A 25,626-nucleotide genomic window follows, 5' to 3' on the forward strand; every position below is an offset into this window, starting at 1 on the left:
CGATGCCGTCCAAAAAACTGTTCGAAAAGCAGGCCATCGTGGACGCCGGCGCGGACGCCGTGAAGGTGGGCGTGGGCCCCGGCTCGATCTGCACCACCCGCATCATCGCCGGCGTGGGCGTCCCCCAGATCACCGCCGTCAACGAGGCGGCGAAGGCGGCGATCCCGGCGGGCGTGCCCCTGATCGCCGACGGCGGCCTCCAGTACTCCGGCGACATCGGCAAGGCGCTCGTGGCCGGCGCGGACTCCGTGATGGTCGGGTCCCTGCTCGCGGGCTGCGACGAGTCCCCGGGCGAGCTGATCTTCGTCAACGGCAAGCAGTTCAAGACCTACCGGGGGATGGGGTCGCTGGGGGCCATGCAGTCCCGCGGCAAGAACACCTCCTACTCCAAGGACCGCTACTTCCAGGCAGACGTCGCCAGTGACGAGAAGCTCATCCCCGAGGGCATCGAGGGCCAGGTCCCGTACCGCGGCCCGCTCTCGGCCGTGGTCCACCAGCTCGACGGCGGCCTGCGCCAGACGATGTTCTACGTGGGCGCCCACACCGTCGAGGAGCTCAAGCACGAGGGCCGGTTCGTGCGGATCACGCCGGCCGGGCTCAAGGAGTCCCACCCGCACGACATCACGATGACCGTCGAGGCCCCCAACTACCAGCGCTGAGAGCGACCGTCCGCAGCACCGTTCGGAAAGGACACCATGAGCTACGACATCGAGATCGGCCGCTCCAAACGCGCCCGCCGCACCTTCTCCCTGGACGAGATCGCCCTCGTCCCCTCCCGCCGCACCCGCGACCCCCGGGACGTGTCCACGGACTGGCAGATCGACGCCTACCGGTTCTCCATCCCGTTCCTGGGCGCCCCGATGGACTCGGCGACGTCCCCGGAGACGGCCATCGCCCTCGGCCGCGCCGGGGGACTGGGCGTGCTGGACCTCGAGGGGCTGTGGACCCGCTACGAGGACCCGCAGCCGGTGCTCGACGAGATCGCGGCGCTCTCCGGCGAGGACGCCCCGGCGTCCACGCGCCGGATGCAGGAGCTCTACGAGGCGCCCGTCCAGCCGGAGCTGATCACGGCCCGGCTGGCGCAGATCCGCGAGGCGGGCGTCATCGTCGCCGGGTCCCTGACGCCGCAGCGCACGGTGGAGCACTACCGCACCGTCCTGGACGCCGGCGTGGACGTCTTCGTGATCCGCGGGACCACGGTCTCCGCGGAGCACGTCTCCCGCAACCAGGAGCCGCTGGACCTCAAGAAGTTCATCTACGACCTCGACGTCCCGGTCATCGTGGGCGGCGCCGCGGGCTACACGCCGGCGCTGCACCTCATGCGCACGGGCGCGGCCGGCGTGCTCGTGGGCTTCGGCGGCGGCGCGTCCATGCGCATCCAGAACACCCTGGGGATCCACGCGGCCATGGCCACGGCGATCTCCGACGTCGCGGCCGCCCGCCGGGACTACCTCGACGAGTCCGGCGGGCGCTACGTCCACGTCATCGCCGACGGCGGCGTGGGGGTCTCCGGGGACATCGTGAAGGCGCTCGCCATGGGCGCGGACGCCGTGATGCTCGGCACCGCGCTGGCCCGCACGGAGGAGGCGCCCGGGCAGGGCTGGCACTGGGGCGCGGAGGCCCACCACGGGCAGCTGCCGCGCGGGCTCCGCACCCGCGTGGGCACCGTGGGCCCCCTCGAGGAGGTGCTCTTCGGGCCGTCCCGCCACGTGGACGGCACCTCCAACCTCGTGGGCGCGCTGCGCCGCTCGATGGCCACCACCGGGTACCTGGAGCTCAAGGAGTTCCAGCGCGCCGAGGTGGTCATCCGCGGCTGACCCGCGACCGCCCCGCGGGGGCCAGTGCCGCGCCCCGCCGGCCCGGCACGGGCCCCCGCCGCAACTGGCGAACGCCCAGGAAGGCGCACTAGCCTTGACGGGTGCTCACGACCGCCCTGCGCCCCCGCTCGATCCTCGCCCTGATCGTGAGCCTCGGGCTGGCCGTGGGCTTCGTGCTGCTGAGCCAGTGGCAGCTGGAGTCCAGCGAGCAGTCCCGCACGGTCGCGGACCCCGCGAAGGACGTGGCCGTCCCGCTCACCGAGGCCGCTGAGGCCGGCGCCCCCGTGACCGCCGCGCAGGCCGACCAGCTCGTCACCGTCACCGGCGACTACCGGGACGGGTCCACCGTCCTGGTCCCGGGCCGGCTGCAGGACGGGACGGAGGGCTGGTGGGCCGTCACCGCCCTCGACGTCCCGGACACCGGGCAGCTGTGGCCGGACGCCGGCGGGGAGCTCACCCTCGCGGTGGCCCGCGGCTGGACCGCCGATCCCGCCGCCGTGCCGGAGGAGCCGGCGGGCGCCGTCGACGTCGTCGGCCGGTACCTGCCCGCCGAGGGCCCGGTGCCCGGCGCCGACCTGCCCGCGGGGCAGGTGGGCACGGTGTCCCCGGCGCAGCTCACCAACCGCTGGGACGCCCCGCTGTGGTCCGGGTACCTGGCCGCCTTCGCCGAGAACCCCGCGTCCGCGCCGTTCCAGCTCGCCGGGGACGGGACCCTCGCCCCGGACGCCGCGCTGCTGGGCCCGGGGCTGTCCCGGCTCGACATCGACCAGCAGCCCACGGACGAGTCCGTGAACCTGCTCAACCTCTTCTACGCGGTCGAGTGGGTGGTCTTCGCCGGGTTCGCCCTCTACATCTGGTGGCGGTTCGTGCGTGACGAGTGGCAGCGCGAGCAGAACCCCGAGGAGTACTTCTACTTCGAGGGCGAGTACTACTACGACGAGGCGGCCGGGCGCTACTACTACTACGACCCCGAGGCGGGGGAGTACTACTGGTTCGACGACCAGCCCGGCGCCCGGGCGGGCGAGCCCAGCACCCACGACAGGACCCAGGACAGGACCGGAGCCCACCATGACTGAACCCACGCAGCCGACCCCCGCCCCGAAGGACCGCACCGACGGGGTGCGGGTCTCCCTCCCGCCGGACGCCCGCCCCGCGGAGGCGGCGTCCCCGGGCCGCGTCCCGCGCCGGGCGGCCGCCCTGCAGCCGCGCCGCCGCTTCGGGGGCACCGAGGCCCAGATCCGCGGGGCCCTGGGCTTCTACATGGTCTGTGCGTGGATCTCCGGGACCTTCCTGCTCCTGCTCGTGGCCGAGATGATCACCCGCTACGGACTGGGCTACGACCTCGTCGCGGGCGGCACCGACCGGGCCACGGGGGAGACCGTGGCCCTCGGCTGGCAGGACCTCGAGCTCGAGAACCTCGCGGGCGGGGTCAACATCTCCACGTGGATCCTCATCGTGCACGGCTGGTTCTACGTGGTCTACCTCATCTCCTGCTTCCGGATCTGGACGCTCATGCGCTGGCCCTTCCCGCAGCTCGTGGTGATGGCCCTGGGCGGCGTGGTGCCGTTCCTGTCCTTCGTGGTGGAGCGCAAGATCCACGCCTCCACCACCGCCGAGCTGCGCGCCAACCCGAAGGCCGCGAAGCGGTACTGAGCCCTCCCCGCGCCTGGCCTAGGATGGAGGGCGTGACCGAAACAGCTGAGACCCGCACCGATCTGGAGCAGCGCCCGGTCCTGGTGGTCGACTACGGCGCGCAGTACGCGCAGCTGATCGCCCGCCGGGTCCGCGAGGCCAGTGTCTATTCCGAGATCGTCCCCCACACCTGGTCGACCGAGCAGATCCTCGCCAAGAACCCGGCGGCGATCATCCTCTCGGGCGGCCCCTCCTCCGTCTACGCCGAGGACGCACCGCAGCAGGACGCGGCGCTCTTCGAGGCCGGGGTGCCCGTCCTGGGCATCTGCTACGGCTTCCAGGCCATGGCGCAGGCCCTCGGCGGGACCGTCGCGCACACCGGCGCCCGCGAGTACGGGGCCACCACCGCCACCGCCGTCGGCGGCCCCACGGCCTCCATCCTGGAGGGCTCCCCGGGCACCCAGACCGTGTGGATGAGCCACGGCGACTCGGTCGTCGAGGCCCCCGCCGGCTTCGAGGTGCTCGCCTCCACGGAGACCACCCCGGTGGCCGCGTTCGCCGACGACGCCCGCCGGCTCTACGGCGTGCAGTGGCACCCGGAGGTCAAGCACTCCGTGCACGGGCAGCAGGTGCTCGAGCACTTCCTCTTCGACGGCGCCCGGGTCGAGCCCACCTGGTCGACCGGCAACATCATCGAGGAGCACGTCCAGCGGATCCGCGCGCAGGTCGGCTCCGCGTCCGTGATCTGCGGTCTCTCCGGCGGCGTGGACTCCGCCGTGGCCGCCGCCCTGGTCCAGCGGGCCGTGGGCGACCAGCTCACCTGCGTGTTCGTGGACCACGGGCTGCTGCGCGAGGGCGAGGCCGAGCAGGTCGAGCAGGACTTCGTGGCCGCGACCGGCGTCAACCTCTACGTGGCCGAGGAGAAGGAGCGCTTCCTCACCGCGCTCGCCGGCGTCACCGACCCCGAGCAGAAGCGCAAGATCATCGGCCGGGAGTTCATCCGCTCCTTCGAGGCCGCCGCGGAGGAGGTCGCCAAGACCGCCGCCCAGGAGGGCGAGCCCGTGCGCTTCCTCGTCCAGGGCACCCTCTACCCCGACGTGGTGGAGTCCGGCGGCGGGGAGGGCGCCGCCAACATCAAGAGCCACCACAACGTGGGCGGGCTGCCCGAGGACCTGCAGTTCGAGCTCGTGGAGCCGCTGCGCACGCTGTTCAAGGACGAGGTCCGCGCCGTGGGGCGCGAGCTCGGCCTGCCCCACGAGATCGTGGGCCGCCAGCCGTTCCCCGGCCCCGGGCTGGGCATCCGCATCATCGGGGAGATCACGGAGGCCAACCTCGCGGTCCTGCGCCGCGCCGACGCCATCGCCCGCGAGGAGCTGACCCGCGCCGGGCTCGACGACGAGGTGTGGCAGATGCCGGTCGTGCTCCTGGCGGACGTGCGCTCGGTGGGCGTGCAGGGCGACGGCCGCACGTACGGGCACCCCATCGTGCTGCGTCCCGTGTCCAGCGAGGACGCGATGACCGCCGACTGGTCTCGCCTGCCCTACGACCTGCTGGCCCGCGTCTCCAACCGCATCACCAACGAGGTCGAAGAGGTCAACCGGGTGGTCCTGGACGTCACGTCCAAGCCCCCGGGCACCATCGAGTGGGAGTAGGCCCGGGGGCGGGCCCAGGGCCCGCCCCGCACGGGCGGTACACGAGCAGCCGGGGTCGAGCGGTCCGCACGGACCGCTCGACCCGTGCGTGAGCGGTGCCCGGCCCCCGGGCCGAGGCGCAGGAGGAGAACCATGTCGATCGGAGCCGACCGCACCCCCCAGGAGTCGGACACCTCCCGGGCGCAGCCCCCGCGCGTGTCGCTGCAGCCCTGGACCCGCCAGATGGACGCCTACACCGGCCCGGACACGCTGCTGGACTTCAACCAGGTCGACAACGTCTGCATCGACCTCACCGAGGCGAACTCCTCGGGGCAGGCCCAGCTGCTCATGGGCCGCCCCACCCGCCTGTCCACGATCGTGCACGACCCCGAGGCCTACGGGCATGCCGTGCGCGCGGCCCGGTCCCTGCGCACCAAGACCCACGAGCTGTCGGTCAACCACGGGCTGGACGCCGCGTACCTCGCCGCCGGCACCGCGTCCTGGCTCGCCCGGCCCCGGGGCTCCGACCCGACCGGCGCCGGACAGCGCCGCTGGATCGCCCCCGTCCTGCTCGCGCCCCTCGCCCTGAAGCCGCGCCCGGACCTCGACGACTTCGAGCTCCAGCTCGTCGGCCCCGCCCGGCTCAACCCCGCCATGGTCCGCCGGCTGGCCGCGGACCACGGCGTGGACCTGACCTCCGGCGAGCTCGCCCGCCTCGCCTACGGCACCCGCCGGCTCGACCCGGCCCCCGCCCTCGAGACCCTGCGCACCCTCGCCGGGGCGGTGCCCGGGATGCACGTCGAGCACAAGCTGCTCGTCTCCACGTTCGCCGATCTGCACGACCGGCCCGCCGACCTGTCGGTCGTGGCCCGCACCGCGGTGGTCCGGGACCTCGCCCGGCTCAAGGACTCCGCGGTCGGACGGATCCCCCAGGTCGAGGAGATCACGGACGACGCGCCCCCGCTGGACCAGCGCGACCCCGCCGACGAGCTCCTCCTGCTCGACGCCGACGGCCCCCAGCAGGAGGTCCTCGACCTCGCCGCCCAGGGCCACTCCTTCGTGGTGACCGCGGCCCCCGGCACCGGGCAGCTCGACACCGCCGTCAACACGGTGGGCACCCTCGTGGCCGCCGGCCGCACCGTCCTGGTCCTGGGCGAGCGGCGCACCACGCTCGCCGCGTTCGGGCGGCGGATGGACGGGCTGGGCCTGGGCACCGCCGTCCTGCCGCTGTCCTCCCAGCTCAGCGACGCCGACGTGGCCCAGCAGCTCGTCCGGGCGGTGGCCCGCAACGAGCGCGCCGAGCGCCCGGACCTCGCCGAGCTGCACGAGACGCTGCGCACCAGCCGGGACCAGCTCGCCGAGCACGTGCGGTCCCTGCACACCGTGCGGCCCCGGTGGTCCGTCTCCCCGTACCGGGCCGTGCAGGCGCTCGCCGAGCTGACCTCCCGCCGGCCGGCGCCCGCCACGGCCGTGCGGTTCCCGCGCTCCGTGCTCGACGCGGTCACGGAGCGCGGCGACGCCGTCGCCCGGCTCGAGCGCGCCGCCGAGCTCGGGGCCTTCGACGCCGGGACCCTGGCCGGGCCCTGGACCGGGGCGCGCCTGGTCAACGAGGACGAGGCCCGGCAGGCGCACCGGCTGGCCCAGTCCCTGCTCCTGGAGCTCACCACCCTCGAGACCGGGATGCGGCACGTCCTGGCCACCAGCGGGCTGCGCGGCGGCACGACCGTGCCCGAGTGGGGCCGGCAGCTGCGGCTGCTGCAGGAGGTCCAGGACTCCCTGACCCGCTTCACGCCCGACATCTACGATCGGCCCGTGACGGACCTGGTCGCCGCGACCGCCGGGTCCGGCTGGCGGCGGGAGCACGGGATCGAGATGACCGGGCTGCAGCGCTCACGGCTGCGCAAGGCCGCGAAGGAGTACATCCGGCACGGGGTGCACCTCTCGGACCTGCACGCCGCCCTGCTGCGCGTGCAGTCGGAGCGGGAGCGGTGGCGGGAGTGGGCCACCTCGTCCACGCACCCGGTCGTCTCCGAGCGGGTCGAGGAGCTCGCGGCCGTGCAGGCCCGCTTCGTGGAGGACCTCGAGGGCCTGGCCATCGCCCTCGAGGGCTCGTCCACCGGCGCCGACCTCCTGGGGCTGCCGATCGACCGGCTGCGCGAGACCCTGGACGGGCTCATCAACGACGAGGAGAACCTCGCCGTGCTGCCCGAGCGCACCGTCCTGCTCGACGAGCTGCGCGGCCAGGGCCTCGGCGAGCTCGTGGACGACCTCGTGCGGCGCACCGTGCCCCGCGCGGAGGTCTCCGGGGAGTTCGACCTCGCGTGGTGGCAGTCCACGCTCGAGGCCATGATCACCGGCGACGACTTCCTGGCGATGCCGGAGGGGCACACCCTGCGCAAGGTGGAGTCCGTGTTCCGCCGCGCCGACGCGGCGCACGTGGCCTCCGGGGCCGGCCGGCTCCTCTGGGAGCTCGCCGACCGCTGGCAGCGCACCGTCCGGCGCTCCCCGCGCGCGGCGGCCGCCCTGCGCCGCATGCTCCGGGCGGGGGCCGCCCCGCTCGAGGAGGTCAGCGCCTCGGCGGGCGAGCTGATCGGCTCGCTGGTGCCCGTCTGGACGGCCAGCCCCCTGGTGCTCTCCGCGGCGCTGCCCGAGGACCACGACTTCGACGCCGTGGTGGTGCTGGACGCCGAGAGCTCCCCGCTCGCGGCGGTGCTGCCGGCGCTGACCCGGTGCCGGCAGGTCATCGCGTTCGGGGACCCGCACCTGGGCCGCCCGCAGCCGTTCACGGTGGCGCCCACCGCGGTGCCCGCCCCGGGCGCCCAGCCGGTGGTCGAGGTGGACAGCGCCTTCGACGCCCTCTCCCGCGTGGTGCCGGAGCGGACGCTGCGGACCGTGTACCGGTCCATGGACGAGCAGGTCTTCCGCCACCTCAACGAGCAGTTCTACCGCGGGCGCCTGAGCAGGCTCCCGCACGGTGAGTCCGTCACCGGGGCCACCCCCGTCCTCGACGTCGAGTACGTCCCGGACGGCGTGGGCGCCCTGACCGCCGGGATCGAGGGCATCCAGGCGCCCGCCGCCGAGGTGCGGCGCGTCGTGGAGCTCGTCTTCGAGCACGCCGCGCGCCACCCGCGCCGGTCCCTGGCCGTGGTCACGGCCAGCGCGGTGCACGCCGCGCGGATCGCGCAGGCCGTCCGGCAGCGGATGCGCGAGGAGCCCGCCGCCGCGGCCTTCTTCGCCCCGGGCCCCGAGTCCTTCCGGGTGGTCGACCTGCACCGGGCGGCGGGCATCGTGCGGGACACCGTCATCTTCTCGCTGGGCTTCGGCAAGACGGCCAACGGGCGCACCGTGCCGTACCTCGGGGCGCTGTCGGAGCGGCACGGCCGCCAGCACTTCGTGCTCGGCATGACCCGGGCCCGCCACAGCACCCGCATCGTGACCTCCCTGCACCCGGGGGAGATGGAGGGAAAGGGCCTCCAGCACGGCGCGCGGGACTTCGCCCGTGTGCTCGCCGCGCACCTCGGCGGCCTGCCGCCGGGGGAGGAGGAGGCCCGGGACACCCACGACGACGCCCTGGTGGTCGACCTCGCCCGCCGGCTGGTGGAGCGCGGTGCCTCGGTGCGGCTGGACTACGCGGGCGTCCTCGACCTGGTCGCCTGGGCCGGCACGGAGTCGCTGTCCGCGGGGGCCGTGGTCCCGGGCCGCACCCGTGCCGAGGGCCGGCCGCTGCGGATCCCCGTGGCCGGGCAGTCCGACGGCTCGCCGGAGAACGCCGCCCTGTCCGTGCGGGAGCGCTCGCGGCTGCGGCCCCAGCAGCTCGAGCGCACCGGCTGGAACTACCTCACGTTGTGGACCATCGAGGTCTTCACCGACCCGGACACCGTCGCCGAGCTGATCCGGCGCTATCTCGGCCTGCCCGCCGCCCCGCAGCGGGGTGACCGTGCCGGCTGAGCCGGGCCCGGCGTCCGGCGGGGACCCCGGGCCCGCCGAGCCGGACCGCGCCCCCCGGCGGGACGTGCCCGCCGCCCCTTTTCGAACCAATTTTCGCCAGCTCNGGCCAGGAGGTTAAAAGTGCTTCGAAAAGCCCCCGCCGGCGCGGGCCGAGGCGTGCCACCGGGGGCACGTTCACCGACGGCACGTCCACCGGGGCGGAGCCGCGCCTGCCCGGCCTGGACGGGCGGGCGTCCGCGGCGGACGCGGACCGGGCGGACGAGGCCTCCGATCGGGCCCACGAGGACTGGCTCAGGGCCCAGCGGCCTCCGCACTGGGACTGACCAGCGCCGGGACGAGGACCACGGTGGTGCGCCCGGTGCCGCCCGCGCCCGCGAGCTGCGCGGCGCCCTCGTGCGGGGCCCCCACCACCAGCAGCCCCTCCTCCTCGGAGGTGCCGGGCCCGGCGAGCAGACCGCCGTCCCCACCGGGGTCCGCGGAGGAGACCCACAGCACGGGCAGGCCCCTGCCCAGGACCTGACGCCCGCCCGGCGCGGCGCCGTCGGGCAGGTGGACGACGTCCACGTGGTCGCCCGCGCGCACGTGCCGCAGCACACCGGGGTCGTCGATGCGCAGCGTCACCGCCGTGACGCCCCCGTCCTGTCCCGTCAGCAGTCCCGGGCCCACGAGCGCGGTCTCCGTCAGCGGCTGCCCGGGGCCCGCGGCGCCCGCCAGGACGCGCCCGGACAGCTCCGCGGGGTCGGCCACGGCACCCTCCGGCGCCAGCCCGTGGGGATAGGCGGCCACCGCGAGCCGCTCCGGGGTGACCACCGTGCCCGCGGGCAGCGCCTCGGCGGCGGTGACCACCGGCACCGTCCTGGTCTGGGGCGGGCCGAGCCGCAGGACCACCAGGGCCGCCGCGAGCCCGAGGAGCAGCGCGGCCACCAGCCGGCGGCGCCGGGACAGTGCCGAGCGCAGGTGCAGGGACAGCGGGTAGCGGCGTCGGACGGTCCGGGGGCGGCGGCTCATGCCGGGCACGCTACGGGCCGGGTGCCCGGGACCCCGCCGTTCCGGGGCCGCCTGGGGAGGGGCGGGCAGCGCCGCCCGGGAGGTGCCTCCCGTGCAGTGCGGACGCCGGGGCGGCGTCCGGGGACCGGCTCAGTCGGAGGACCCGCCCGCGGTCGCGGAGGCGGACGAGGAGGACGCGCCCGCGCCGGCGGTCGCCGGGGTCGCCGTCTTCGCCGGCGCCGCCGGCTCGGCGGTGGAGGACGCGGAGGACGTGGAGGACGTGGAGGCGCCCGAGTCCGCGCCGCCGGAGCGCGAGTCGTTGCGGTAGAAGCCGGAGCCCTTGAACACCACGCCCACCGTGTTGAACTTCTTGCGCAGGCCCCCGTCGCACTCCGGGCAGACGGTCAGGGCGTCCTCGCTGAACGACTGGCGGATGTCGAACGCGTGGCCGCAGTCCTTGCAGGCGTAGGCGTAGACGGGCATGGGTCCTCCTGGGAAGGGTCGACGAGCGCGCTCGTTGGCACTCGAAGGGGTCGACTGCCGATTCTACCGTGTTCCCCGCGCCGGACCGGGGGGCCCCTCCAGCCGCACGGTTCCGTTCTCCGTGAGGGCCAGCGGCACGGGGGCGTCGAGCTCCTCGACCGGCACGGACCCGGCCGGGAGGACCTCGTCGGCGAAGACGCACACCACGGTGCGCAGCTCCGGGTGCGCCGTGCGCGGCAGCGTGGCGAGGAAGCGGTCGTAGTAGCCGCCGCCGAAGCCCAGCCGCGCGCCGCCGGGCGCCACGGCGAGCGCGGGCACCAGCAGCAGACCCACCGCGTGCATCACCTCCGCGCCGTGGCGGGCGCCCACGGGCTCGCGCAGTCCGCCCGCGCCGCCGGACCGCTCGGGGGTGTCCGGCGTCCACCGCGCCCACGAGAGCCGGCGCCCGGGCTCGCACACGGGCACCCAGATCCGGTGGCCGCGGTGGTGAGCCGTGACGAGAGCGGGCTCGAGGGGCGGCTCTGTGGCCAGCGGCAGGTACGCGGCGACGTCGAGGCGCGGGCGGTCGGCCAGCAGCTCGGTCAGGTGCCGGTCGAAGGCCACGGCGGCGTGCTCGCGGGCGGCCCGGGAGCGCCGCGCGCGGGCCGCCACGAGCTGCCGGCGCAGCCGGGTCTTGGCCTCGGCGGGACCGCGGGGGTCGGTCATCGTCGTGTCCGCTCCTCGTCCGACGCTCGGCCCGGGCGGCGCCCGGACGCGCCGGCCCTGGCGGGCCGGTGGTGCGAGGCTAGCCGCGCACCACCGCGGCGGGCAAGCGTGCCCGGGCGGGAATCCGCTGGTGGGAGCCCCCGATCCGTTAGCCTGAGCGCATGAGTGGAAACAGCAACCCCCGGACGGTCCGGAAGGCCGTCATTCCTGCCGCCGGGCTCGGCACCCGGTTCCTCCCCGCGACGAAGGCCATGCCCAAGGAGATGCTGCCGGTCGTAGACCGGCCGGCCATCCAGTACGTGGTCCAGGAGGCGGTCGACGCCGGTCTCCAGGACGTCCTGATGATCACCGGGCGCTCGAAGCGGGCGCTGGAGGACCACTTCGACCGGGTGCCGGCCCTGGAGCACCAGCTCGAGGAGTCGGGCAAGACCGATCTGCTGCGGGCGGTGGAGCACGCCTCCGAGCTCGGCGAGATCCACTACCTGCGCCAGGCGGACCCCAAGGGACTGGGGCACGCGGTGCTGCGGGCGAAGATCCACATCGGTGACGAGCCCTTCGCGGTGCTGCTGGGCGACGACCTGATCGACGCCCGGGACGAGCTGCTCACCGAGATGATCGCCGTGCAGGAGCGCACCGGCGGCTCCGTGGTCGCGCTGATGGAGGTCCCGGCCGAGCAGATCAGCGCCTACGGCTGCGCGGACGTCACCGCGGTGGAGGGGGAGGACTACGTGCGGATCAACGGGCTGGTGGAGAAGCCGGCCCCGGAGGACGCTCCGTCCAACCTGGCCGTGATCGGGCGCTACGTGCTGGTGCCGGAGGTGTTCGAGGTGCTGGAGAACACCGCCCCCGGGCGCGGCAACGAGATCCAGCTCACCGACGCGCTGCAGACCCTCGCCCAGCGCGAGGGCGAGGGCGGCGGGGTGTACGGGGTGGTCTTCAAGGGCCGTCGCTACGACACCGGCGACAAGCTCAGCTACCTCAAGGCCAACATCATCCTGGCCTCGGAGCGCGAGGACCTCGGGCCCGAGCTGTGCGAGTGGCTCAGGGAGTACACCCGGACCCTGCCGGTCGGCTGAGAGACCGCGCTCCCGTGGCCGGACAGTTCCGGTGGCCCGTCACCGTCTCCTGGGGGGACCTCCGGCTGCGTCCGCTGGCCCGGGGGGACCGCCGGGAGTGGGACGTCGTGCGCGCCCGCAACCGGGACTGGCTCGACCCGTGGGAGGCCACGAACCCCGCACCCGGCGGGGCCCCGCCCACGTTCGGGCAGTTCGTGCGCACCCTCGACCAGCAGGCCCGGCAGGGCACGGCCCTGCCCTTCCTCATCACGGAGCGGGTCCCGGGGACGGAGCGGTTCGGTCTCGTCGGCCAGCTGACCGTCTCCGGGATCTCGTGGGGGTCGTTCCTGTCCGCGACCCTGGGGTACTGGGTGGACCGGGACCAGGCGGGTCGCGGCGTGGCCCCCATGGCGGTGGCCATGGCCACCGACTACTGCTTCCAGGGCCTCGGGCTGCACCGGATCGAGATCAACATCCGGCCGGAGAACACCAAGTCCCTGCGGGTGGTGGAGAAGCTCGGGTTCCGGGACGAGGGGCTGCGCAAGGACTTCCTGCACATCGACGGGCGCTGGACGGACCACCGCAGCTTCGCGCTCACCGCGCCGGAGGCGCCCGAGGGACTCGTCCGCCGGTTCACGGGATCGGACCGCCCCGCCGTGTGGCAGTGACCCGGCCGGGCGTGTCCACAGGGATACCCACAGGCGCGCCCCCGCGGTAGTAGGCTGTTCCTCACGGCCCGAGCCCGGGCCCCGGACACGCCGGCGCAGCGCGCCGGCGTCCCCCGTCCGCTCGATCCGGCGACCACGAAGGCAGGACCGCGACCATGATCTGGGTGAGCAGCTCGGCCGTGCTGGCCGTGGTGTGCGCGCTGTCGCTGTTCTGGGTCGCGCCGCGACTGCAGCGCCGCCGGGAGCTCCCCGTCGAGGCGCCGGCCGAGACGGCCGGCCCCGACGGTCTCCCCGCGCCGATCGAGCAGCCCCCACCCGCGTCCCGCCGACGAAGGAACATCATGGCGACCACCGACACCGTCCCCCGGCCCGCCGACGGCGACCCCGGACGCACCGGCAGAGGGCACCTGCGCATCAGGCGGGACCGCGCCGTGATCCTCCTCGCCGGGTGCGCCGCCCTCCTGGCCGCACTCGTCACCGCCGTGGTCGCACCGTTCTCCGCCGCGGTGAGCTGGCCGTGGCCCGTCTTCCTGCTGCTGCTCGGCGTCGGCGCCGTCCTGTCCCTGCGCTACCTGGCCGTCCAGGACCGGGCCGCCCGCCGTGCGTCGCGCCCCGCGGTCCGGGCGCCGGAGGCGGAGGCGGAGCCGCACGCCCCCCGCGAGGACGTCGCCCTGTTCGACAACGAGCACGTCGTGGCGGAGGAGGTCCGCGAGCAGTCGCGCCGGACGGCCGAGGACCTCGACCTGCCCACCCCCGAGGAGCAGCCCCGGATGCCCGCACCCGCCGCCTTCACGGTCGAGGAGCTGCGGGCCGAGGCGCTCCGCGTGGCCCGAGAGTCCGCACCGGCCGCCGCTGCCCGGACGTGGGAGCCGGTGCCCGTGCCGCGTCCGACCTACGCCGAGGCGCCCGTGGTCCAGCGCCCGGAGCCGGAGCCGCTGCCGGTGCCGGAGCAGCCCGCCGCCCGCTCCGCGAGCCTGAAGGACGCCGTGCGCACGGGCGAGGAGCAGCGCCGCGCCGCCCTCGACCTCGACGACGTCCTCAAGCGCCGCCGCGCCTGAGCGCACGCACCACCCGGCCCGGTCGACCGGGCCGCACGCACCGCCGCACGCCCCCGCCGGGGCGCGCGGCGGTTCGCTTCCCCGGGGGCCGTGCACGGCCCCGGTATCATCGCCGCAACGGCCGGCCGCCGGTTCCGGCGACCGGTGGCCCCGACCAGGAGGACACCCATGACCGCCGTCGCCCACCGCGAGGTCGAGCGCAAGTACGAGTTCCCGGAGGGCGCCGAGGCCCGGGTGGACTGGAGCACGCTGGAGGGGTGCACCGTCTCGGCGGAGCCCGTGGAGCACCGCATGGAGGCCGTCTACCACGACACCGAGGACATGGCCCTGGGGCGGCGCCTGGTCGCGCTGCGCCGCCGCCGGGGCGGGGCCGACGACGGGTGGCACGTGAAGTTCCAGGGCGCGGACGGACGCCACGAGCTGCAGGTGCCGCTGCTGCGCACCCCGGACCGGATGCCCGCGTCCGTGCGGAACCTCCTCGCCGGGCTGACCGGGGGACAGGAGCTGCGGCCGGTGGCGACCCTCCGCACCGTGCGGCAGGTGCACCGGATCAGCGACAGCACGGGGGCGGCGGTCGCGGAGCTCGCCGTGGACGTCGTGGACGCCGTCGACGAGCGCACGGGAACGGCGCGGTCCTGGTCGGAGTGGGAGGTCGAGCTCCTCGACGGCACGGTGCCCGAGGTGCGCCAGGAGCAGATCTTCGCCGCGGTCGAGGCCGTGGTCTTCGCGGCCGGCGGGAAGCCGTCCACCTCCCGGGCGAAGATCGCCCGTGCGCTCGGCGAGGACGACGACGCCCCGGCGGGGCCCGGCCGGAAGCAGGACGAGAAGCAGCCGGAGGGCAGGAGCGGCAAGAAGGCCGGGAGCGGCACGAAGAACAAGAAGAACAAGAAGAACAAGAACAAGGCGGGAAGGAAGGGGAAGCCGGCGGGCGGGCCGGACGTGCTGCGCGCGGTGCTCGGGGAGCTCGCCGAACAGCTGGTGCTCTGGGACTTCAGGGTCCGCCTCGACGTCCCGGACGCGGTGCACCAGATGCGCGTGACGTCCCGTTCCCTGCGCAGCGTGCTGAGGGCGGCCAAGCCGTTCTTCGACGGCGCGGCGGCGGAGGAGCTGGACGCCCGGCTGCGGGAGCTCGCCCGGACGCTGTCCGCGGCCCGGGACGCCGAGGTCACGGCGGAGCTGCTGGCCGGGCGCGTGGAGGCGCTCGAGGGGCGGGTGGGGCCGGCCGCGGCGGAGAGCCTGCGGCAGCGGGCCGAGGAGGAGGCACGGACGGCGGCCGCGAAGGTGCGCCGGCACGTCACGGGCCAGGAGCACCTGCGGCTCCTGGCGGACGTCCAGGACTTCGCCGCCCGTCCGCCGCTGACCGAGGAGTGCACCCGGCTCTCGGGGCGTGAGGTCGCCGACGCAGTGGTGCACCGGGCCCTGCGGAAGGTGGTGCGCGTGGCCGAGGCGGAGCTGGCCGGCGGCCCGGGCGGCGAGGGGCAGCTGGAGCACCTGCACGATGTCCGCAAGGCCGTCAAGCGCGTGCGCTACGTCGACGCCGTCCTCGGCCGGACCGGGCACCGGCCGGGCAAGCAGCTGCGGCGCGCGGCCCGGGACGCGGAGGACTACCAGGACGAGCTGGGCCGGATCATGGACGCCGCGGTGGTGGAGCGGTGGCTCGCGGGCACGGCGGCCGCCCTCGGGCGCTCCGGTGCGGACCGCTACGCCGTGGGGGCGCTGCACGGCGCCGAGGTCCTCCGCTTGCGGGCCGGGACCGACGGCGGGGCGGACGTGGTGGGGGTGCTCCTGTCCCAGCTGCGGGAGGACCTCGCCTGAGCGGCGCTCCGGACGCCACCGCGCGGACGCCTCCCGAGAGGCTCCGGCGGGGCGCGCCACGACCCGCCTGAGCCCTGCCGGAGCCGCCCCGGCCCCGTCTGCACCCGGGGCGGCGGGCGGCCGGGGCCGGCCTGTCCGGTTCCGTCGCAGTAGTCATGCCCGGGTCACGGGGACGGGGGGACGATGGTCGCAGTCGACGGGCCGTTAGCGTTCTCGCGCGTTTCCCGGCCCGGACTCGACTGCCCGGTCGGCCGGTGAGGACGGCCGCCGGGACGGCTTCCAGCACCCGAGGAGTGCGTGATGACCGAGCACACCCAGCCGGACGGGCCGACCCCGTCCGGGATCTCCCTGGTGATGTCCCGCCGCGGACTGCTGACGGCCGGCACCGCAGTGGCCTCCGCCGTCGCCGTCGGGGCCGTTCCGACGACGGCTGCCGCCGCTCCCAGCACCAACGGCGTCATCTACGGGGTCGAGGACGACAAGGACCTGCTGTGGTACCGCCACGAGGGCCGCAGCAACGGCACGCCGCGCTGGGCCAACAACGGCACCGGGCGCAAGGTCGGCAGCGGGTGGGACTTCGCCCACGTCTTCGCCGGCGGCGCCGGGGTCGTCTACGGGGTCGAGCACGACGGGGACCTCCTGTGGTACCGCCACGAGGGCGCGGCCGACGGCACGGCGCGCTGGGCCAACCGGGGCCGCGGGCGCAAGGTCGGCAGCGGGTGGGACTTCACCCACGTCTTCTCCGGCGGCGCCGGGGTCCTCTACGCGGTGCAGGGCAACGGTGACCTTTTCTGGTACCGCCACGAGGGGCGCAGCAACGGCACGCCGCGCTGGGCCAACAACGGACGCGGGCGCAAGATCGGCAACGGGTGGGACTTCGCCCACGTCTTCGCCGGCGGCGACGGGATCATCTACGCGGTGGAGCACGACGGGGACCTGCTGTGGTACCGCCACGAGGGACGCGGCGACGGCACGGCGCGCTGGGCCAACAACGGACGCGGGCGCAAGGTCGGCAGCGGGTGGGACTTCGCCCACGTCTTCGGCGGCGGAGGCGGGATCGTCTACGCGGTCGCGTTCGACGGAGACCTGTTCTGGTACCGCCACGAGGGGCGCAACAACGGCACGCCGCGCTGGGCCAACAACGGCACCGGGCGCAGGATCGGCAACGGGTGGAACTTCGAGCACGTCCTCTACGGGAACTAGCGAGCGGCTCCCGGCCCGCACGACGACGGCCCGCGCACGACGAATGCCCCCGTCCGGCGTTGTGCCGAGCGGGGGCCTTCGCCTCCGGTGGAGCTAAGGGGAATCGAACCCCTGACCTTTTCATTGCGAACGAAACGCTCTACCAACTGAGCTATAGCCCCGGAGCAACCGTTCCATCGTATACATCCCGCGCCGGTTTCGCATCTCGGGCGCCCGGCGCGTCCGGGGCGGTTCCCGCCGGTGGTCGGGGAGCAGGGCCGGCAGTGGGTAGATTGACCGGCATGGACGACGCGCCCGGACCCCACGACCCCGCAGCCGACGAGGCCGGCGAGACGGCAGACCTGGCGGTCGCCTTCGTCCCCGGCGTGATGCCCGGCAAGTGGTTCTTCCGGTGGCGGGACCGCAACCCCGGCCGCGTCCTCGCCGAGCGCCCGCTCGAGACGGACGCGTGGGAGGAGGAGCTGGGAGCGGGGCGCGCCCACGCGTGCTTCGTGCGGCTGCCCGCGCACCCGCGCCCCGGGGTCGACGACCTCGCCACGCTGCGCGAGGAGTACCGGGCGGTGGAGCTCTACGCGGAGCAGCAGGTCGTGGTGCTGCCCCGGGACCACGAGCTGACCCTGCTCGACGAGGTGCCGGTCGCGGAGCTCGTGGACGAGGTGCTGCTGCAGGAGCCGGCGACCCTCCCCGAGCGCCACCGGCTGCGCTCCCCGGAGGCTGTCGCCGCGGACGCGCCGCTGCCCCCGATGCGCCACGCCCGGGACGCCGTCGAGCTCGTCGCCGCGGGCCTGGGGCTGGTCGTCCTGCCCATGTCGCTCGCCCGGCTGCACCACCGCAAGGACCTCGTCCACCGTGTGGTGCCCGATGCCGCCACGGTCCCCGTGGCGCTGGTGTGGCCGCAGGACCTGACGGAGGAGCAGGAGGAGCTCGTGCAGGACTTCGTGGGCGTCGTCCGCGGCAGGGGGCTCAACAGCTCCCGGGGTGCTGCCGCACCGGCGTCCCCGGCCGCGGAGGACCGGCCGGCCGCCAAAGCGGGTCCGGCACGGGCCCCGTCGTCGCGCCGTGGGGGACAGCCCCCGCAGGGGGCGCGGCGGGCGGGCGCGCCCCGGGGCGGGGCGCGGTCCGGTCGCGGCGGGCCCAAGGGCGGCCGCCGGTCCGGCGGCCGTGGCCGGCGCTGAGGGCGCCTACTGCTGTCCGGGGGACTGCTGCTCGACGGCCACCGTGTAGGACCACAGCTCCGAGGCGGTGCCCACGGGCCGGGGGCGCTCGCCCTCCCCGGCGGGGCCGCCGTGGGACCGGGCGAAGTCCTGCGAGGACCGCCAGGCGTCGTAGGAGTCCTCGTCGGCCCACCGGGTGAGCACGAGCCACTGCGTGCGCCCGTCCGTGGGTCGCAGCAGCTCGAAGCCCTCGAAGCCCGCGACCCCGGCCATGGAGCCGCTGTGGGCGGCGAAGCGCCGGCCCAGCTCGTCGCCGGAGTCGGCCGGGACGGTGATGGCGTTGATCTTGACGATGCTCATGCGTCCGATCCTGGCACATCGCGCCGGACCGACCGGACCTGTCCCGTCTCCGGCGGACCGGGCGCCGCGACCCCGGCCTCGGCCTGCCGGATCACGGTCTGGTTCAGCAGGGGCACGTGCAGGCCCTCGCGGTCGAGCATCTTCTTGATCCGCAGCCGCAGCGCCCGGGCCACGTCCCACTGCTTGAGGGGGACCGTGCGGACGGCCACGCGCACGGTGACGGACTCCCCGGTCACGGCCTCCACGCCCCACACCTCCGGGTCCTCGGTGATGTACTCGCCGACCTTCGGGTCGTCCCGCAGCAGCCCCGCCTCGTGCAGGATCAGCTCCGTGACCAGCTCGATGTTCGTGTCGTAGGGCACCGGCAGGTCCAGCACGCAGCGGGCCCAGCCCTGGGACTGGTTGCCCACGCGCAGGATCTCCCCGTTGCGCACGTGCCACAGGGTGCCGTTGACGTCCCGGACCTGGGTCACGCGCAGCCCCACGGACTCCACGGTCCCGCTCGCCTCGCCGAGGTCGACGACGTCCCCGATGCCGAGCTGGTCCTCGGCGACCATGAAGATCCCGGACAGGTAGTCCTTCACGAGGGACTGCGCCCCGAAGCTCAGGGCCACCCCGGCGATGCCGGCGGAGGCCAGGACCGGGCCGATGTCGTAGTCGAGCTCCGAGATGATCATCACCAGGGCCACGGCCCAGATCACCACCGTCCCCACGGACGAGAGCACCGAGCCGATGGTGTGGGCGCGCTGGGACTGCCGCGCGCCGGCCAGTCCCGCGTCCTCGACCCAGCGCGGCCTGCCCCGCTCCATCCGGCGCACGATCCGTGACCGGGTGCCCTTCGCGATCCCCCCGGTGACCCGGCGGATCAGCAGCCGCACCACGGCGGCCAGGATCGAGGCGCCGAGCAGCACCAGGAGGATCCGCAGCGGCTTGTCGAGCCAGAACTCCCACACCGGGTCCAGGGCCGGCACGGGGGTGGACATCAGGAGGGGGGCAGGGAGGAGCATGGAGGAAGCGTAACCAACGACGTCCGCGACCCGTCAGCCGTCCAGCCGATCCGGAGGTGCGTCGGGCACAATGGTGGTCGCACCCGCCGGGCCCCGCCCCGCCCCGCCCACCGCCGAGGACCCATGACTGCACCCAGCCCCGCCCCGACCGCCGCCCCCGACCTCACCGCCGCCCCGGACGCGGCCGTCCTGGCCGCCCGGATCACCGGGGCCCAGGACTCCGGCGCCGAGACGCTGGGCGGGGTCGCCGGCTGGGCCGTCGACGTCATGGAGGCCATAGGCGCTCCTGGCGCCGGTCTGCTCGTCGCGCTCGAGAACCTCTTCCCGCCGCTGCCGTCCGAGGTGATCCTCCCGCTGGCCGGGTTCACCGCGAGCCAGGGCAGCTTCTCGCTCGGCGGGGCGATCTTCTGGACGACCCTGGGCTCGGTGGTCGGCGCCGTGGCCCTCTACTGGATCGGTGCCGCGCTCGGCCGCCGCCGGCTGCGGGCGATCGTGGACCGGATGCCCCTGGTCGACCTGCACGACCTCGACCGCACCGAGGCGTGGTTCGAGCGGCACGGGAAGGCCGCCGTCTTCTTCGGGCGCATGATCCCCGTATTCCGGTCGCTGATCTCGGTCCCCGCCGGCATCGAGCGGATGTCGTTCAGCGCGTTCGTCCTGCTCACCACGGCGGGGTCCCTGATCTGGAACACCATCTTCGTGCTCGCCGGGTTCTACCTGGGCGAGAACTGGCACGTCGCCGAGCAGTACGCCGGGATCTTCTCCCGGATCGTGGTCGTCACCGTGGCGGTCCTGATCGCGTGGTGGGTGCTCAAGCGGGTGCTGCGCAACCGCCGGGGCCTGTCCGACTCCGCCCGCCGCGAGCGCGGGCAGCAGTGACCGCGGCGGTCACAGCCACCGTTTGAACCGGAACACGACGTAGAGCACCACGCCCGTCACGAGCATCAGCCCCAGCGCCATGGGGTAGCCCCACACCCAGGACAGCTCCGGCATGAACCTGAAGTTCATCCCGTACACGGAGCCGATGATCGAGGGCGCGAACAGGATCGCCGCCCAGGAGGAGATCCGCTTCATCTGCTCGTTCTGCTCGATCGCGGCCTCGTTCTGCCGGGCGGCGAGCTGCGTGGAGTCCAGCATGAGGGCGTTGGTGAGGGACGCCTGGAAGGACTCGACCTTGTTGTTGACGAAGATCAGGTGGTCCAGGACGTCCCGCAGGACATGCTGGAGCTCCCGGGGCGCGCCGGCCCCGGCGAGCTCCTCGAGGAACTGCCGCAGCTCCAGCTCCAGCGGGGCGACCGCCCGGTGGAACGCGCTGACCTCCCGGGTGAGCTGGTAGATGCGCCGGGAGACGACGCCGTCCCCGGAGCCGGAGTACAGGGCGTCCGAGATCTCGTCGATGTCGTTCTCGAGCCCCTCGACCACCGGGTAGTAGTCGTCCACGGTCTGGTCGAGCACCGCGTAGAGCACGGCCTCCGCGCCGGTCACCAGCAGGGCGGGCTGCGACTCCACCCGGGTCCGGACCCGCCCGACCCGCCCGTGCTCGGACTGCCGGACGGTGATCACGAAGCCGGGTCCCGTGACGATGTGGATCTCCCCGAAGTCGACCGTCTCGGTGGCGTCCTGGTAGACGGCGGGGCGCAGCACCGTGAACAGGGTGCTCCCGTAGCGGTCGAGCTTGGGCCGCTGCTCGGCCTGCCGGATGTCCTCCACGGCGAGCTCGTGCAGGCCGAACTGCTCGGCCAGGGAGTCGAGCTCGTCCGCGGAGGGCCGGTACAGGCCGATCCAGACGAGGACGCAGTGCTCCCCGGCCTCGGTGCAGCGGGGGTCCTCGGTCCGCAGCCGGGCGAGCAGCCGGTAGGTCTCCTCGAGCGTGGCGGGGGACGCGATGCGCTGTCCGCCCCGGTAGACGGCGTTGTCGACGATGCTCACGCGCCCATTATCCCCGGGGGCCGATCCACCGGCCCGCCCGCCGCGCGCGCTGTCGGCGCCCCGCCCCGGGCGTTCCTAGAATGGGGGGCATGAGTTTCCCCATGGACACCCGGGTGGGTGCCTACGCCGTGATCGTCCAGGACGGGGCGGTGCTGCTCAGCCACTGGAACCCGCGCCACCCCACGCTGCGGGGGGCGTGGAGCCTGCCCGGCGGTGGCATGGAGATCGGGGAGCAGCCCGCGCAGACCGCGCTGCGGGAGGTGCACGAGGAGACCGGCTTCACCGTGGAGCTCGACGAGCTGCTCGGCGTGCACAGCCGCCACATGGACGCCGGCGAGCGGCTGGACGGCCGGGACCGGCCCTTCCACGCCCTGCGCGTGATCTACCGCGCCCACATCACCGGCGGGACGCTCACGTCGGAGCAGGACGGCTCCTCCGACGAGGCCCGCTGGTTCCCCCTGGCGGCGCTGCCGCAGCTGCCCCTGGTCGGCCTCGTGCCCGTGGGCCTCGAGCTGGCCGGGCTCGTGGCCGCGGGCCCCGCGGGACCGGGGGAGGGCCGGTGAGCCGCCGTGGCGCCGCCGCGGGCCTGCTCGCCGTCGCCGCGCTCACCGGGTGCGGCGGCGGGGCCCCGGAGCAGCCGCCGGCCACCGCGGCGTCCCCCGCCGCGGAGCCGGTCCGGATCGCGGCGGGACCCACCGGGCAGACGGCCGTGCTCGCCCACGTCTACGCCGGGCGGCTGCGGGAGGCCGGCTTCGATGCGAGCGTGGTCGACGCCGGGACCGAGCGCGCCGACTACCTCGGGGCCCTCGAGCGGGGGGAGGTGGAGGTCGCCGCGGACTACTCCGGCAACCTCTACCTGCACCTGCGCGGCCGGGCGCCGGTGGGCCCGGCCTCCGCGGCGCCCACGGGCGAGGCGACGCCCACCCCCACGCCGTCCCCGGACGCCGAGGACGGCGGGCTCGCCGAGGACCTCTCCGAGCTGCTGGGACTGGGGGAGGAGCGCGCGGACGACGACGACGTGCTGGCCGGGGTGCAGGACGTGCTGCCCGAGGGCCTGCGGACCCTCGAGCCGGCCCCGGCGGAGAACACGGTGGCGGTCGTCGTGACCCGGCCGACCGCCGTGGAGCACGAGCTCACCGACCTGGAGGACCTGGGCCCGGTGTGCGACGAGCTGGCGCTGGGCACCGACCTCGACTTCGCGGGCCGCTCCTACGGCCCGGAGGGACTGGAGGACGCCTACGAGTGCGTGCCCGGCAGGTTCGTGCCGTTCGGCGACCAGGACGACCTCGTGGACGCACTGCTCGAGGACCGGGTGCAGGCCGCGGCCCTGTTCACGGCCTCGCCCGCCATCGAGGACAACGCCCTCGTGGTCCTGGCCGACCCGCTCAACAACTTCGTCCCGCAGCGGGTGGTCCCCGTGGCGGCCGAGGACCTGCCGGACGCCGCCGCGGACGTCGTCGACGGGGTCTCCGCGCAGATCGGCACCGAGGACCTCGTGCTGATGACCCGGATGACCTCCGCCCGCGACCCGTACACGCCCGAGGAGGCCGCGCGGTACTGGCTCGAGGGCGGCGACGACACCTGATCGGCGCACCGACGGGTGCCCCGGACGGCGTGCACCCCGGGGGTAAGGTGTACCGCATGTCAGTGGTGAAGCAGTCCGACAAGCTCAAGAACGTCCTCTACGACATCCGCGGCCCCGTGCTGGAGCAGGCGGAGCACATGGAGGCGGAGGGCCACCGGATCCTCAAGCTCAACATCGGCAACCCCGCGCCGTTCGGCTTCGAGGCACCCGACGCGATCCTCGTGGACATGATCAAGAACCTGCCCCACGCGCAGGGCTACTCGGACTCCCGCGGCATCTACTCGGCCCGCACGGCCGTGGTGCAGTACTACCAGACGCGCGGGATCATGAACCTCGACACCGACGACGTCTACCTGGGCAACGGCGTCTCCGAGCTCATCACCATGACGCTGCAGGCGCTGTGCAACCCGGGCGACGAGATCCTCATCCCGTCCCCCGACTACCCGCTGTGGACGGCGTCGGTGGCCCTGTCCGGCGGCACCCCCGTGCACTACCGGTGCGACGAGGACAACGACTGGAACCCGGACCTCGAGGACCTCGCGGCGAAGATCACCCCCAACACCAAGGGCATCGTGATCATCAACCCGAACAACCCCACCGGCGCGGTCTACTCCCGCGAGGTGCTGCAGACCATCGTGGACCTCGCCGCGGAGCACGAGCTGATCCTGTTCTCGGACGAGATCTACGAGAAGATCACCTACGACGACGCCGAGATGATCAACACCGCGACCCTCACCGGTGAGGACGTGCTGTGCCTGACCTTCTCCGGGCTCTCCAAGGCCTACCGGGTGGCCGGGTACCGCGCCGGATGGCTGGCGATCACCGGGCCCAATTGGAAGGCCGAGAGCTTCATCGAGGGCATCAAGCTGCTCGCCAACATGCGCATGTGCGCCAACGTCCCGGCCCAGCACGCGATCCAGACCGCGCTCGGCGGCTACCAGTCGATCAACGACCTCATCCTCCCGGGCGGGCGGCTCAAGGCCCAGCGCGACCTCGCCCACCGGCGGCTCAACGAGATCGACGGCGTGTCCTGCCGGCAGGCCGACGGCGCCCTGTACCTGTTCCCCAAGCTCGACGTGGAGAAGTTCAACATCGTCGACGACGAGAAGTTCGCCCTCGACCTGCTCAAGGAGCAGAAGATCCTCGTCAGCCACGGCCGGGCGTTCAACTGGCCGGAGCCCGACCACTTCCGCCTCGTCACCCTGCCGTCCGTGGAGATGCTGGCCACGGCGCTGGACCGGATCGAGGAGTTCCTCGGCAGCTACCGCCAGTTTTTCGAAGTCCTTTTGCTTCTTCGGCTNTCGGCTCCTGCAAAAAGAAGTTCGAAAAGCCCGCCCCGCACTCCCAGGAGGTCCCGCATGAGCGCAGCCGACCAGAGCCCCGGCACCGGGTTCGAGCAGGACGTACGGCCTCTGCTGCGCGCCCGGCCGGGCCTGTCCCTGGACGCGGTGGACACCGGCTCCACCCCCGGGTTCCGGGGGAAGAAGCAGCAGGGCACGGCGCTGCGGGCCGCCCGGGACGCCGAGCTGTCCCGGCTGCAGCGCCAGATCTACGCCAACGCCACGGTGGGCGCCCGGCACCGGGTGCTCCTCGTCCTGCAGGGCATGGACACCTCCGGGAAGGGCGGCGTCATCCAGCACGTCCTGGGCGGGCTCAGCCCGCACGGCGTGCACACCCACGGCTTCGGCCGGCCCACCGAGGAGGAGGCCGCCCAGCACTTCCTCCAGCGGGTGCGGCGCCAGCTGCCCCGGCCCGGGGTGATCGGCGCGTTCGACCGGTCCCACTACGAGGACGTGCTGGTGCCCGTGGTGCACGACGTGCTCGACGACCGGCAGCTCGAGCGGCGCTACACCGAGATCCGGCACTTCGAGCAGGAGCTCGCCGACGACGGGGTGGTGGTCGTCAAGGTCTTCCTCCACCTGGGCCTGGACGAGCAGCGCGAGAACCTCCTCGCCCGCATGAGCGACCGGACGAAGCAGTGGAAGTTCGACCCCTCGGACCTCGAGGCGCGCAGCCGGTGGGAGACCTACATGGCCGCCTACGAGCGGGCCATCGACGCGACCGACGCCGATCACGCGCCCTGGTACGTGGTGCCCACCGACCGGAAGTGGTACGCCCGTGCCGTGGTCCAGGACCTGCTGATCTCCGCGCTCGCGGGCCTGCGGCTCGACTGGCCGGACCCCGGCTACGACGTCGAGGACGCGCGCCGGCGCCTCTCCGAGCTCTGACCCGCGCCACGGCGGACCGGGCGGGGCGGGCTCAGCCGCGCCCGGCGCCCTCGTCGGCGTCGCCCCCGTCGGCGTCCGCGCGCCGGCTCCGGGCCGCGTCGAGCCGCTCGCGGGCGCCGTCGAGCCACTGCTCGCAGCGGGTGGCGAGGGCCTCGCCGCGCTCCCAGAGCGCGAGGGACTCCTCGAGGGACGTGCCCCCGGCCTCGAGCCGGGAGACGACCTGCACGAGCTCCTCGCGGGCCTGCTCGTAGCCCAGGCCGGCGATGTCGGACAGGTCGGGTGCTGCGGGGTGGTCGGTGCTCGCCATGGGTGGCGCCTCTCGTTCGGAACGGTCGGGGACGGCGGTGGTGCCGGTGCCCCG

23 protein-coding genes, 1 tRNA gene and 1 pseudogene are annotated in these 25,626 nt (G+C 74.4%); 17 read left to right on the forward strand and 8 right to left on the reverse strand.

Features of this window, described 5'->3' with window-relative positions:
• The 6 genes from H488_RS27365 to H488_RS27390 all read left to right on the forward strand — a co-directional run.
• The coding region (locus tag H488_RS27365; protein WP_017833352.1) for an IMP dehydrogenase at window positions 1-659 on the forward strand (659 nt) is incomplete at its 5' end.
• Between the two features lie 36 nt (window positions 660-695).
• Window positions 696-1,817 (forward strand): GuaB3 family IMP dehydrogenase-related protein, encoded by a 1,122-nt coding sequence (locus H488_RS27370; protein WP_017833353.1) that lies wholly within the window; start codon window positions 696-698, stop codon window positions 1,815-1,817.
• A 101-nt stretch (window positions 1,818-1,918) separates the two neighbouring features.
• Complete coding sequence (locus H488_RS27375) at window positions 1,919-2,893, forward strand: SURF1 family protein (RefSeq protein ID WP_017833354.1); 975 nt, start codon at window positions 1,919-1,921, stop codon at window positions 2,891-2,893.
• A complete protein-coding gene (locus H488_RS27380) occupies window positions 2,886-3,470 on the forward strand; it encodes a DUF3817 domain-containing protein (RefSeq protein WP_017833355.1) in 585 nt (194 codons plus the stop codon). The genes H488_RS27375 and H488_RS27380 overlap by 8 nt, the downstream gene beginning before the upstream one ends.
• Before the next feature lie 23 nt (window positions 3,471-3,493).
• Complete coding sequence (guaA, locus tag H488_RS27385; RefSeq protein ID WP_051063763.1) at window positions 3,494-5,101, forward strand: glutamine-hydrolyzing GMP synthase; 1,608 nt, start codon at window positions 3,494-3,496, stop codon at window positions 5,099-5,101.
• A 132-nt stretch (window positions 5,102-5,233) separates the two neighbouring features.
• Window positions 5,234-9,028: a hypothetical protein gene (locus H488_RS27390; RefSeq protein ID WP_017833357.1), complete on the forward strand. Its 3,795-nt coding sequence runs from the start codon at window positions 5,234-5,236 to the stop codon at window positions 9,026-9,028.
• Between the two features lie 291 nt (window positions 9,029-9,319).
• Here the strand turns inward: H488_RS27390 and H488_RS27395 are convergent, their stop codons facing one another.
• The 3 genes from H488_RS27395 to H488_RS27405 all read right to left on the reverse strand — a co-directional run bounded on the left by H488_RS27395 (window position 9,320) and on the right by H488_RS27405 (window position 11,203).
• Window positions 9,320-10,036 (reverse strand): SAF domain-containing protein, encoded by a 717-nt coding sequence (locus H488_RS27395; RefSeq protein ID WP_051063765.1) that lies wholly within the window; start codon window positions 10,034-10,036, stop codon window positions 9,320-9,322.
• A 129-nt stretch (window positions 10,037-10,165) separates the two neighbouring features.
• Window positions 10,166-10,498, reverse strand: coding sequence for an FmdB family zinc ribbon protein (locus tag H488_RS27400; protein ID WP_017833359.1), 333 nt, complete (start codon window positions 10,496-10,498; stop codon window positions 10,166-10,168).
• Between the two features lie 63 nt (window positions 10,499-10,561).
• A complete protein-coding gene (locus H488_RS27405) occupies window positions 10,562-11,203 on the reverse strand; it encodes a 5-formyltetrahydrofolate cyclo-ligase (protein ID WP_017833360.1) in 642 nt (213 codons plus the stop codon).
• Between the two features lie 161 nt (window positions 11,204-11,364).
• Here H488_RS27405 and galU point away from each other — a divergent pair, with 161 nt between their 5' ends.
• The 5 genes from galU (at window position 11,365) to H488_RS27430 (ending at window position 17,002) form a co-directional block, all read left to right on the forward strand.
• Window positions 11,365-12,279, forward strand: coding sequence for a UTP--glucose-1-phosphate uridylyltransferase GalU (galU, locus tag H488_RS27410; protein ID WP_031282980.1), 915 nt, complete (start codon window positions 11,365-11,367; stop codon window positions 12,277-12,279).
• A gap of 14 nt (window positions 12,280-12,293) precedes the next feature.
• Window positions 12,294-12,926, forward strand: coding sequence for a GNAT family N-acetyltransferase (locus H488_RS27415; protein WP_017833362.1), 633 nt, complete (start codon window positions 12,294-12,296; stop codon window positions 12,924-12,926).
• Window positions 12,927-13,081: 155 nt separating this feature from the next.
• The gene (locus H488_RS27420) at window positions 13,082-13,984 is read left to right on the forward strand and encodes a hypothetical protein (protein ID WP_017833363.1); all 903 of its coding nucleotides are present in this window, start codon (window positions 13,082-13,084) and stop codon (window positions 13,982-13,984) included.
• 168 nt (window positions 13,985-14,152) lie between these two features.
• Window positions 14,153-15,799 carry a CYTH and CHAD domain-containing protein gene (locus H488_RS27425; protein ID WP_017833364.1) on the forward strand — a complete coding sequence of 549 codons (1,647 nt, stop codon included), beginning with the start codon at window positions 14,153-14,155 and terminating at the stop codon, window positions 15,797-15,799.
• Between the two features lie 300 nt (window positions 15,800-16,099).
• Window positions 16,100-17,002 (forward strand): tachylectin-related carbohydrate-binding protein, encoded by a 903-nt coding sequence (locus H488_RS27430; RefSeq protein WP_017833365.1) that lies wholly within the window; start codon window positions 16,100-16,102, stop codon window positions 17,000-17,002.
• 88 nt (window positions 17,003-17,090) lie between these two features.
• Here the strand turns inward: H488_RS27430 and H488_RS27435 are convergent.
• Window positions 17,091-17,163: transfer RNA gene (locus tag H488_RS27435), tRNA-Ala, on the reverse strand.
• 120 nt (window positions 17,164-17,283) lie between these two features.
• Between H488_RS27435 and H488_RS27440 the strand changes: the two genes are divergently transcribed.
• Window positions 17,284-18,177 carry a LysR family transcriptional regulator substrate-binding protein gene (locus tag H488_RS27440; protein WP_017833366.1) on the forward strand — a complete coding sequence of 298 codons (894 nt, stop codon included), beginning with the start codon at window positions 17,284-17,286 and terminating at the stop codon, window positions 18,175-18,177.
• A gap of 6 nt (window positions 18,178-18,183) precedes the next feature.
• Here H488_RS27440 and H488_RS27445 read toward each other — a convergent pair whose 3' ends face one another.
• Both H488_RS27445 and H488_RS27450 read right to left on the reverse strand, forming a co-directional pair.
• The gene (locus H488_RS27445; protein WP_017833367.1) at window positions 18,184-18,516 is read right to left on the reverse strand and encodes an antibiotic biosynthesis monooxygenase family protein; all 333 of its coding nucleotides are present in this window, start codon (window positions 18,514-18,516) and stop codon (window positions 18,184-18,186) included.
• Window positions 18,513-19,523 carry a mechanosensitive ion channel family protein gene (locus H488_RS27450; RefSeq protein WP_017833368.1) on the reverse strand — a complete coding sequence of 337 codons (1,011 nt, stop codon included), beginning with the start codon at window positions 19,521-19,523 and terminating at the stop codon, window positions 18,513-18,515. Before H488_RS27450 ends, H488_RS27445 begins: the two co-directional genes overlap by 4 nt.
• A 123-nt stretch (window positions 19,524-19,646) precedes the next feature.
• Between H488_RS27450 and H488_RS27455 the strand changes: the two genes are divergently transcribed.
• On the forward strand, window positions 19,647-20,402 hold the full coding sequence (locus H488_RS27455) for a DedA family protein (protein ID WP_017833369.1): 756 nt from the start codon (window positions 19,647-19,649) through the stop codon (window positions 20,400-20,402).
• Window positions 20,403-20,411: 9 nt separating this feature from the next.
• Here the strand turns inward: H488_RS27455 and H488_RS27460 are convergent, their stop codons facing one another.
• Window positions 20,412-21,452 carry a magnesium and cobalt transport protein CorA gene (locus H488_RS27460; protein WP_017833370.1) on the reverse strand — a complete coding sequence of 347 codons (1,041 nt, stop codon included), beginning with the start codon at window positions 21,450-21,452 and terminating at the stop codon, window positions 20,412-20,414.
• 89 nt (window positions 21,453-21,541) lie between these two features.
• Between H488_RS27460 and H488_RS37435 the strand changes: the two genes are divergently transcribed.
• The 4 genes and pseudogenes from H488_RS37435 to H488_RS37945 all read left to right on the forward strand — a co-directional run bounded on the left by H488_RS37435 (window position 21,542) and on the right by H488_RS37945 (window position 25,265).
• Window positions 21,542-22,015, forward strand: coding sequence for an NUDIX hydrolase (locus H488_RS37435; protein WP_237740438.1), 474 nt, complete (start codon window positions 21,542-21,544; stop codon window positions 22,013-22,015).
• Window positions 22,012-23,037 (forward strand): glycine betaine ABC transporter substrate-binding protein, encoded by a 1,026-nt coding sequence (locus H488_RS27470; protein ID WP_017833372.1) that lies wholly within the window; start codon window positions 22,012-22,014, stop codon window positions 23,035-23,037. The genes H488_RS37435 and H488_RS27470 overlap by 4 nt, the downstream gene beginning before the upstream one ends.
• A gap of 56 nt (window positions 23,038-23,093) precedes the next feature.
• A pseudogene (locus tag H488_RS37940) lies at window positions 23,094-24,308 on the forward strand (pyridoxal phosphate-dependent aminotransferase); the annotation flags it as partial.
• 87 nt (window positions 24,309-24,395) lie between these two features.
• Window positions 24,396-25,265: a PPK2 family polyphosphate kinase gene (locus H488_RS37945; RefSeq protein WP_109222037.1), complete on the forward strand. Its 870-nt coding sequence runs from the start codon at window positions 24,396-24,398 to the stop codon at window positions 25,263-25,265.
• A 31-nt stretch (window positions 25,266-25,296) separates the two neighbouring features.
• On the opposite strand, the gene H488_RS27475 is transcribed toward H488_RS37945, so the two are convergent.
• Complete coding sequence (locus tag H488_RS27475) at window positions 25,297-25,572, reverse strand: exodeoxyribonuclease VII small subunit (RefSeq protein WP_017833374.1); 276 nt, start codon at window positions 25,570-25,572, stop codon at window positions 25,297-25,299.
• Window positions 25,573-25,626: the final 54 nt, after the last annotated feature.

The organism is Kocuria sp. UCD-OTCP (assembly GCF_000349605.1).
GTDB lineage: Bacteria > Actinomycetota > Actinomycetes > Actinomycetales > Micrococcaceae > Kocuria > Kocuria rosea.

Bases quoted from the DNA above. Each gene is read 5' to 3' on its own strand.
- H488_RS27370 (WP_017833353.1), top strand. From the start codon at position 696: ATGAGCTACGACATCGAGATCGGCCGCTCCAAACGCGCCCGCCGCACC.
- H488_RS27380 (WP_017833355.1), top strand. From the start codon at position 2,886: ATGACTGAACCCACGCAGCCGACCCCCGCCCCGAAGGACCGCACCGAC.
- guaA (WP_051063763.1), top strand. From the start codon at position 3,494: ATGGAGGGCGTGACCGAAACAGCTGAGACCCGCACCGATCTGGAGCAG.
- H488_RS27390 (WP_017833357.1), top strand. From the start codon at position 5,234: ATGTCGATCGGAGCCGACCGCACCCCCCAGGAGTCGGACACCTCCCGG.
- H488_RS27395 (WP_051063765.1), bottom strand. From the start codon at position 10,036: ATGAGCCGCCGCCCCCGGACCGTCCGACGCCGCTACCCGCTGTCCCTG.
- H488_RS27400 (WP_017833359.1), bottom strand. From the start codon at position 10,498: ATGCCCGTCTACGCCTACGCCTGCAAGGACTGCGGCCACGCGTTCGAC.
- H488_RS27405 (WP_017833360.1), bottom strand. From the start codon at position 11,203: ATGACCGACCCCCGCGGTCCCGCCGAGGCCAAGACCCGGCTGCGCCGG.
- galU (WP_031282980.1), top strand. From the start codon at position 11,365: ATGAGTGGAAACAGCAACCCCCGGACGGTCCGGAAGGCCGTCATTCCT.
- H488_RS27420 (WP_017833363.1), top strand. From the start codon at position 13,082: ATGATCTGGGTGAGCAGCTCGGCCGTGCTGGCCGTGGTGTGCGCGCTG.
- H488_RS27425 (WP_017833364.1), top strand. From the start codon at position 14,153: ATGACCGCCGTCGCCCACCGCGAGGTCGAGCGCAAGTACGAGTTCCCG.
- H488_RS27430 (WP_017833365.1), top strand. From the start codon at position 16,100: ATGACCGAGCACACCCAGCCGGACGGGCCGACCCCGTCCGGGATCTCC.
- H488_RS27440 (WP_017833366.1), top strand. From the start codon at position 17,284: ATGGACGACGCGCCCGGACCCCACGACCCCGCAGCCGACGAGGCCGGC.
- H488_RS27445 (WP_017833367.1), bottom strand. From the start codon at position 18,516: ATGAGCATCGTCAAGATCAACGCCATCACCGTCCCGGCCGACTCCGGC.
- H488_RS27450 (WP_017833368.1), bottom strand. From the start codon at position 19,523: ATGCTCCTCCCTGCCCCCCTCCTGATGTCCACCCCCGTGCCGGCCCTG.
- H488_RS27455 (WP_017833369.1), top strand. From the start codon at position 19,647: ATGACTGCACCCAGCCCCGCCCCGACCGCCGCCCCCGACCTCACCGCC.
- H488_RS37435 (WP_237740438.1), top strand. From the start codon at position 21,542: ATGAGTTTCCCCATGGACACCCGGGTGGGTGCCTACGCCGTGATCGTC.
- H488_RS37945 (WP_109222037.1), top strand. From the start codon at position 24,396: ATGAGCGCAGCCGACCAGAGCCCCGGCACCGGGTTCGAGCAGGACGTA.
- H488_RS27475 (WP_017833374.1), bottom strand. From the start codon at position 25,572: ATGGCGAGCACCGACCACCCCGCAGCACCCGACCTGTCCGACATCGCC.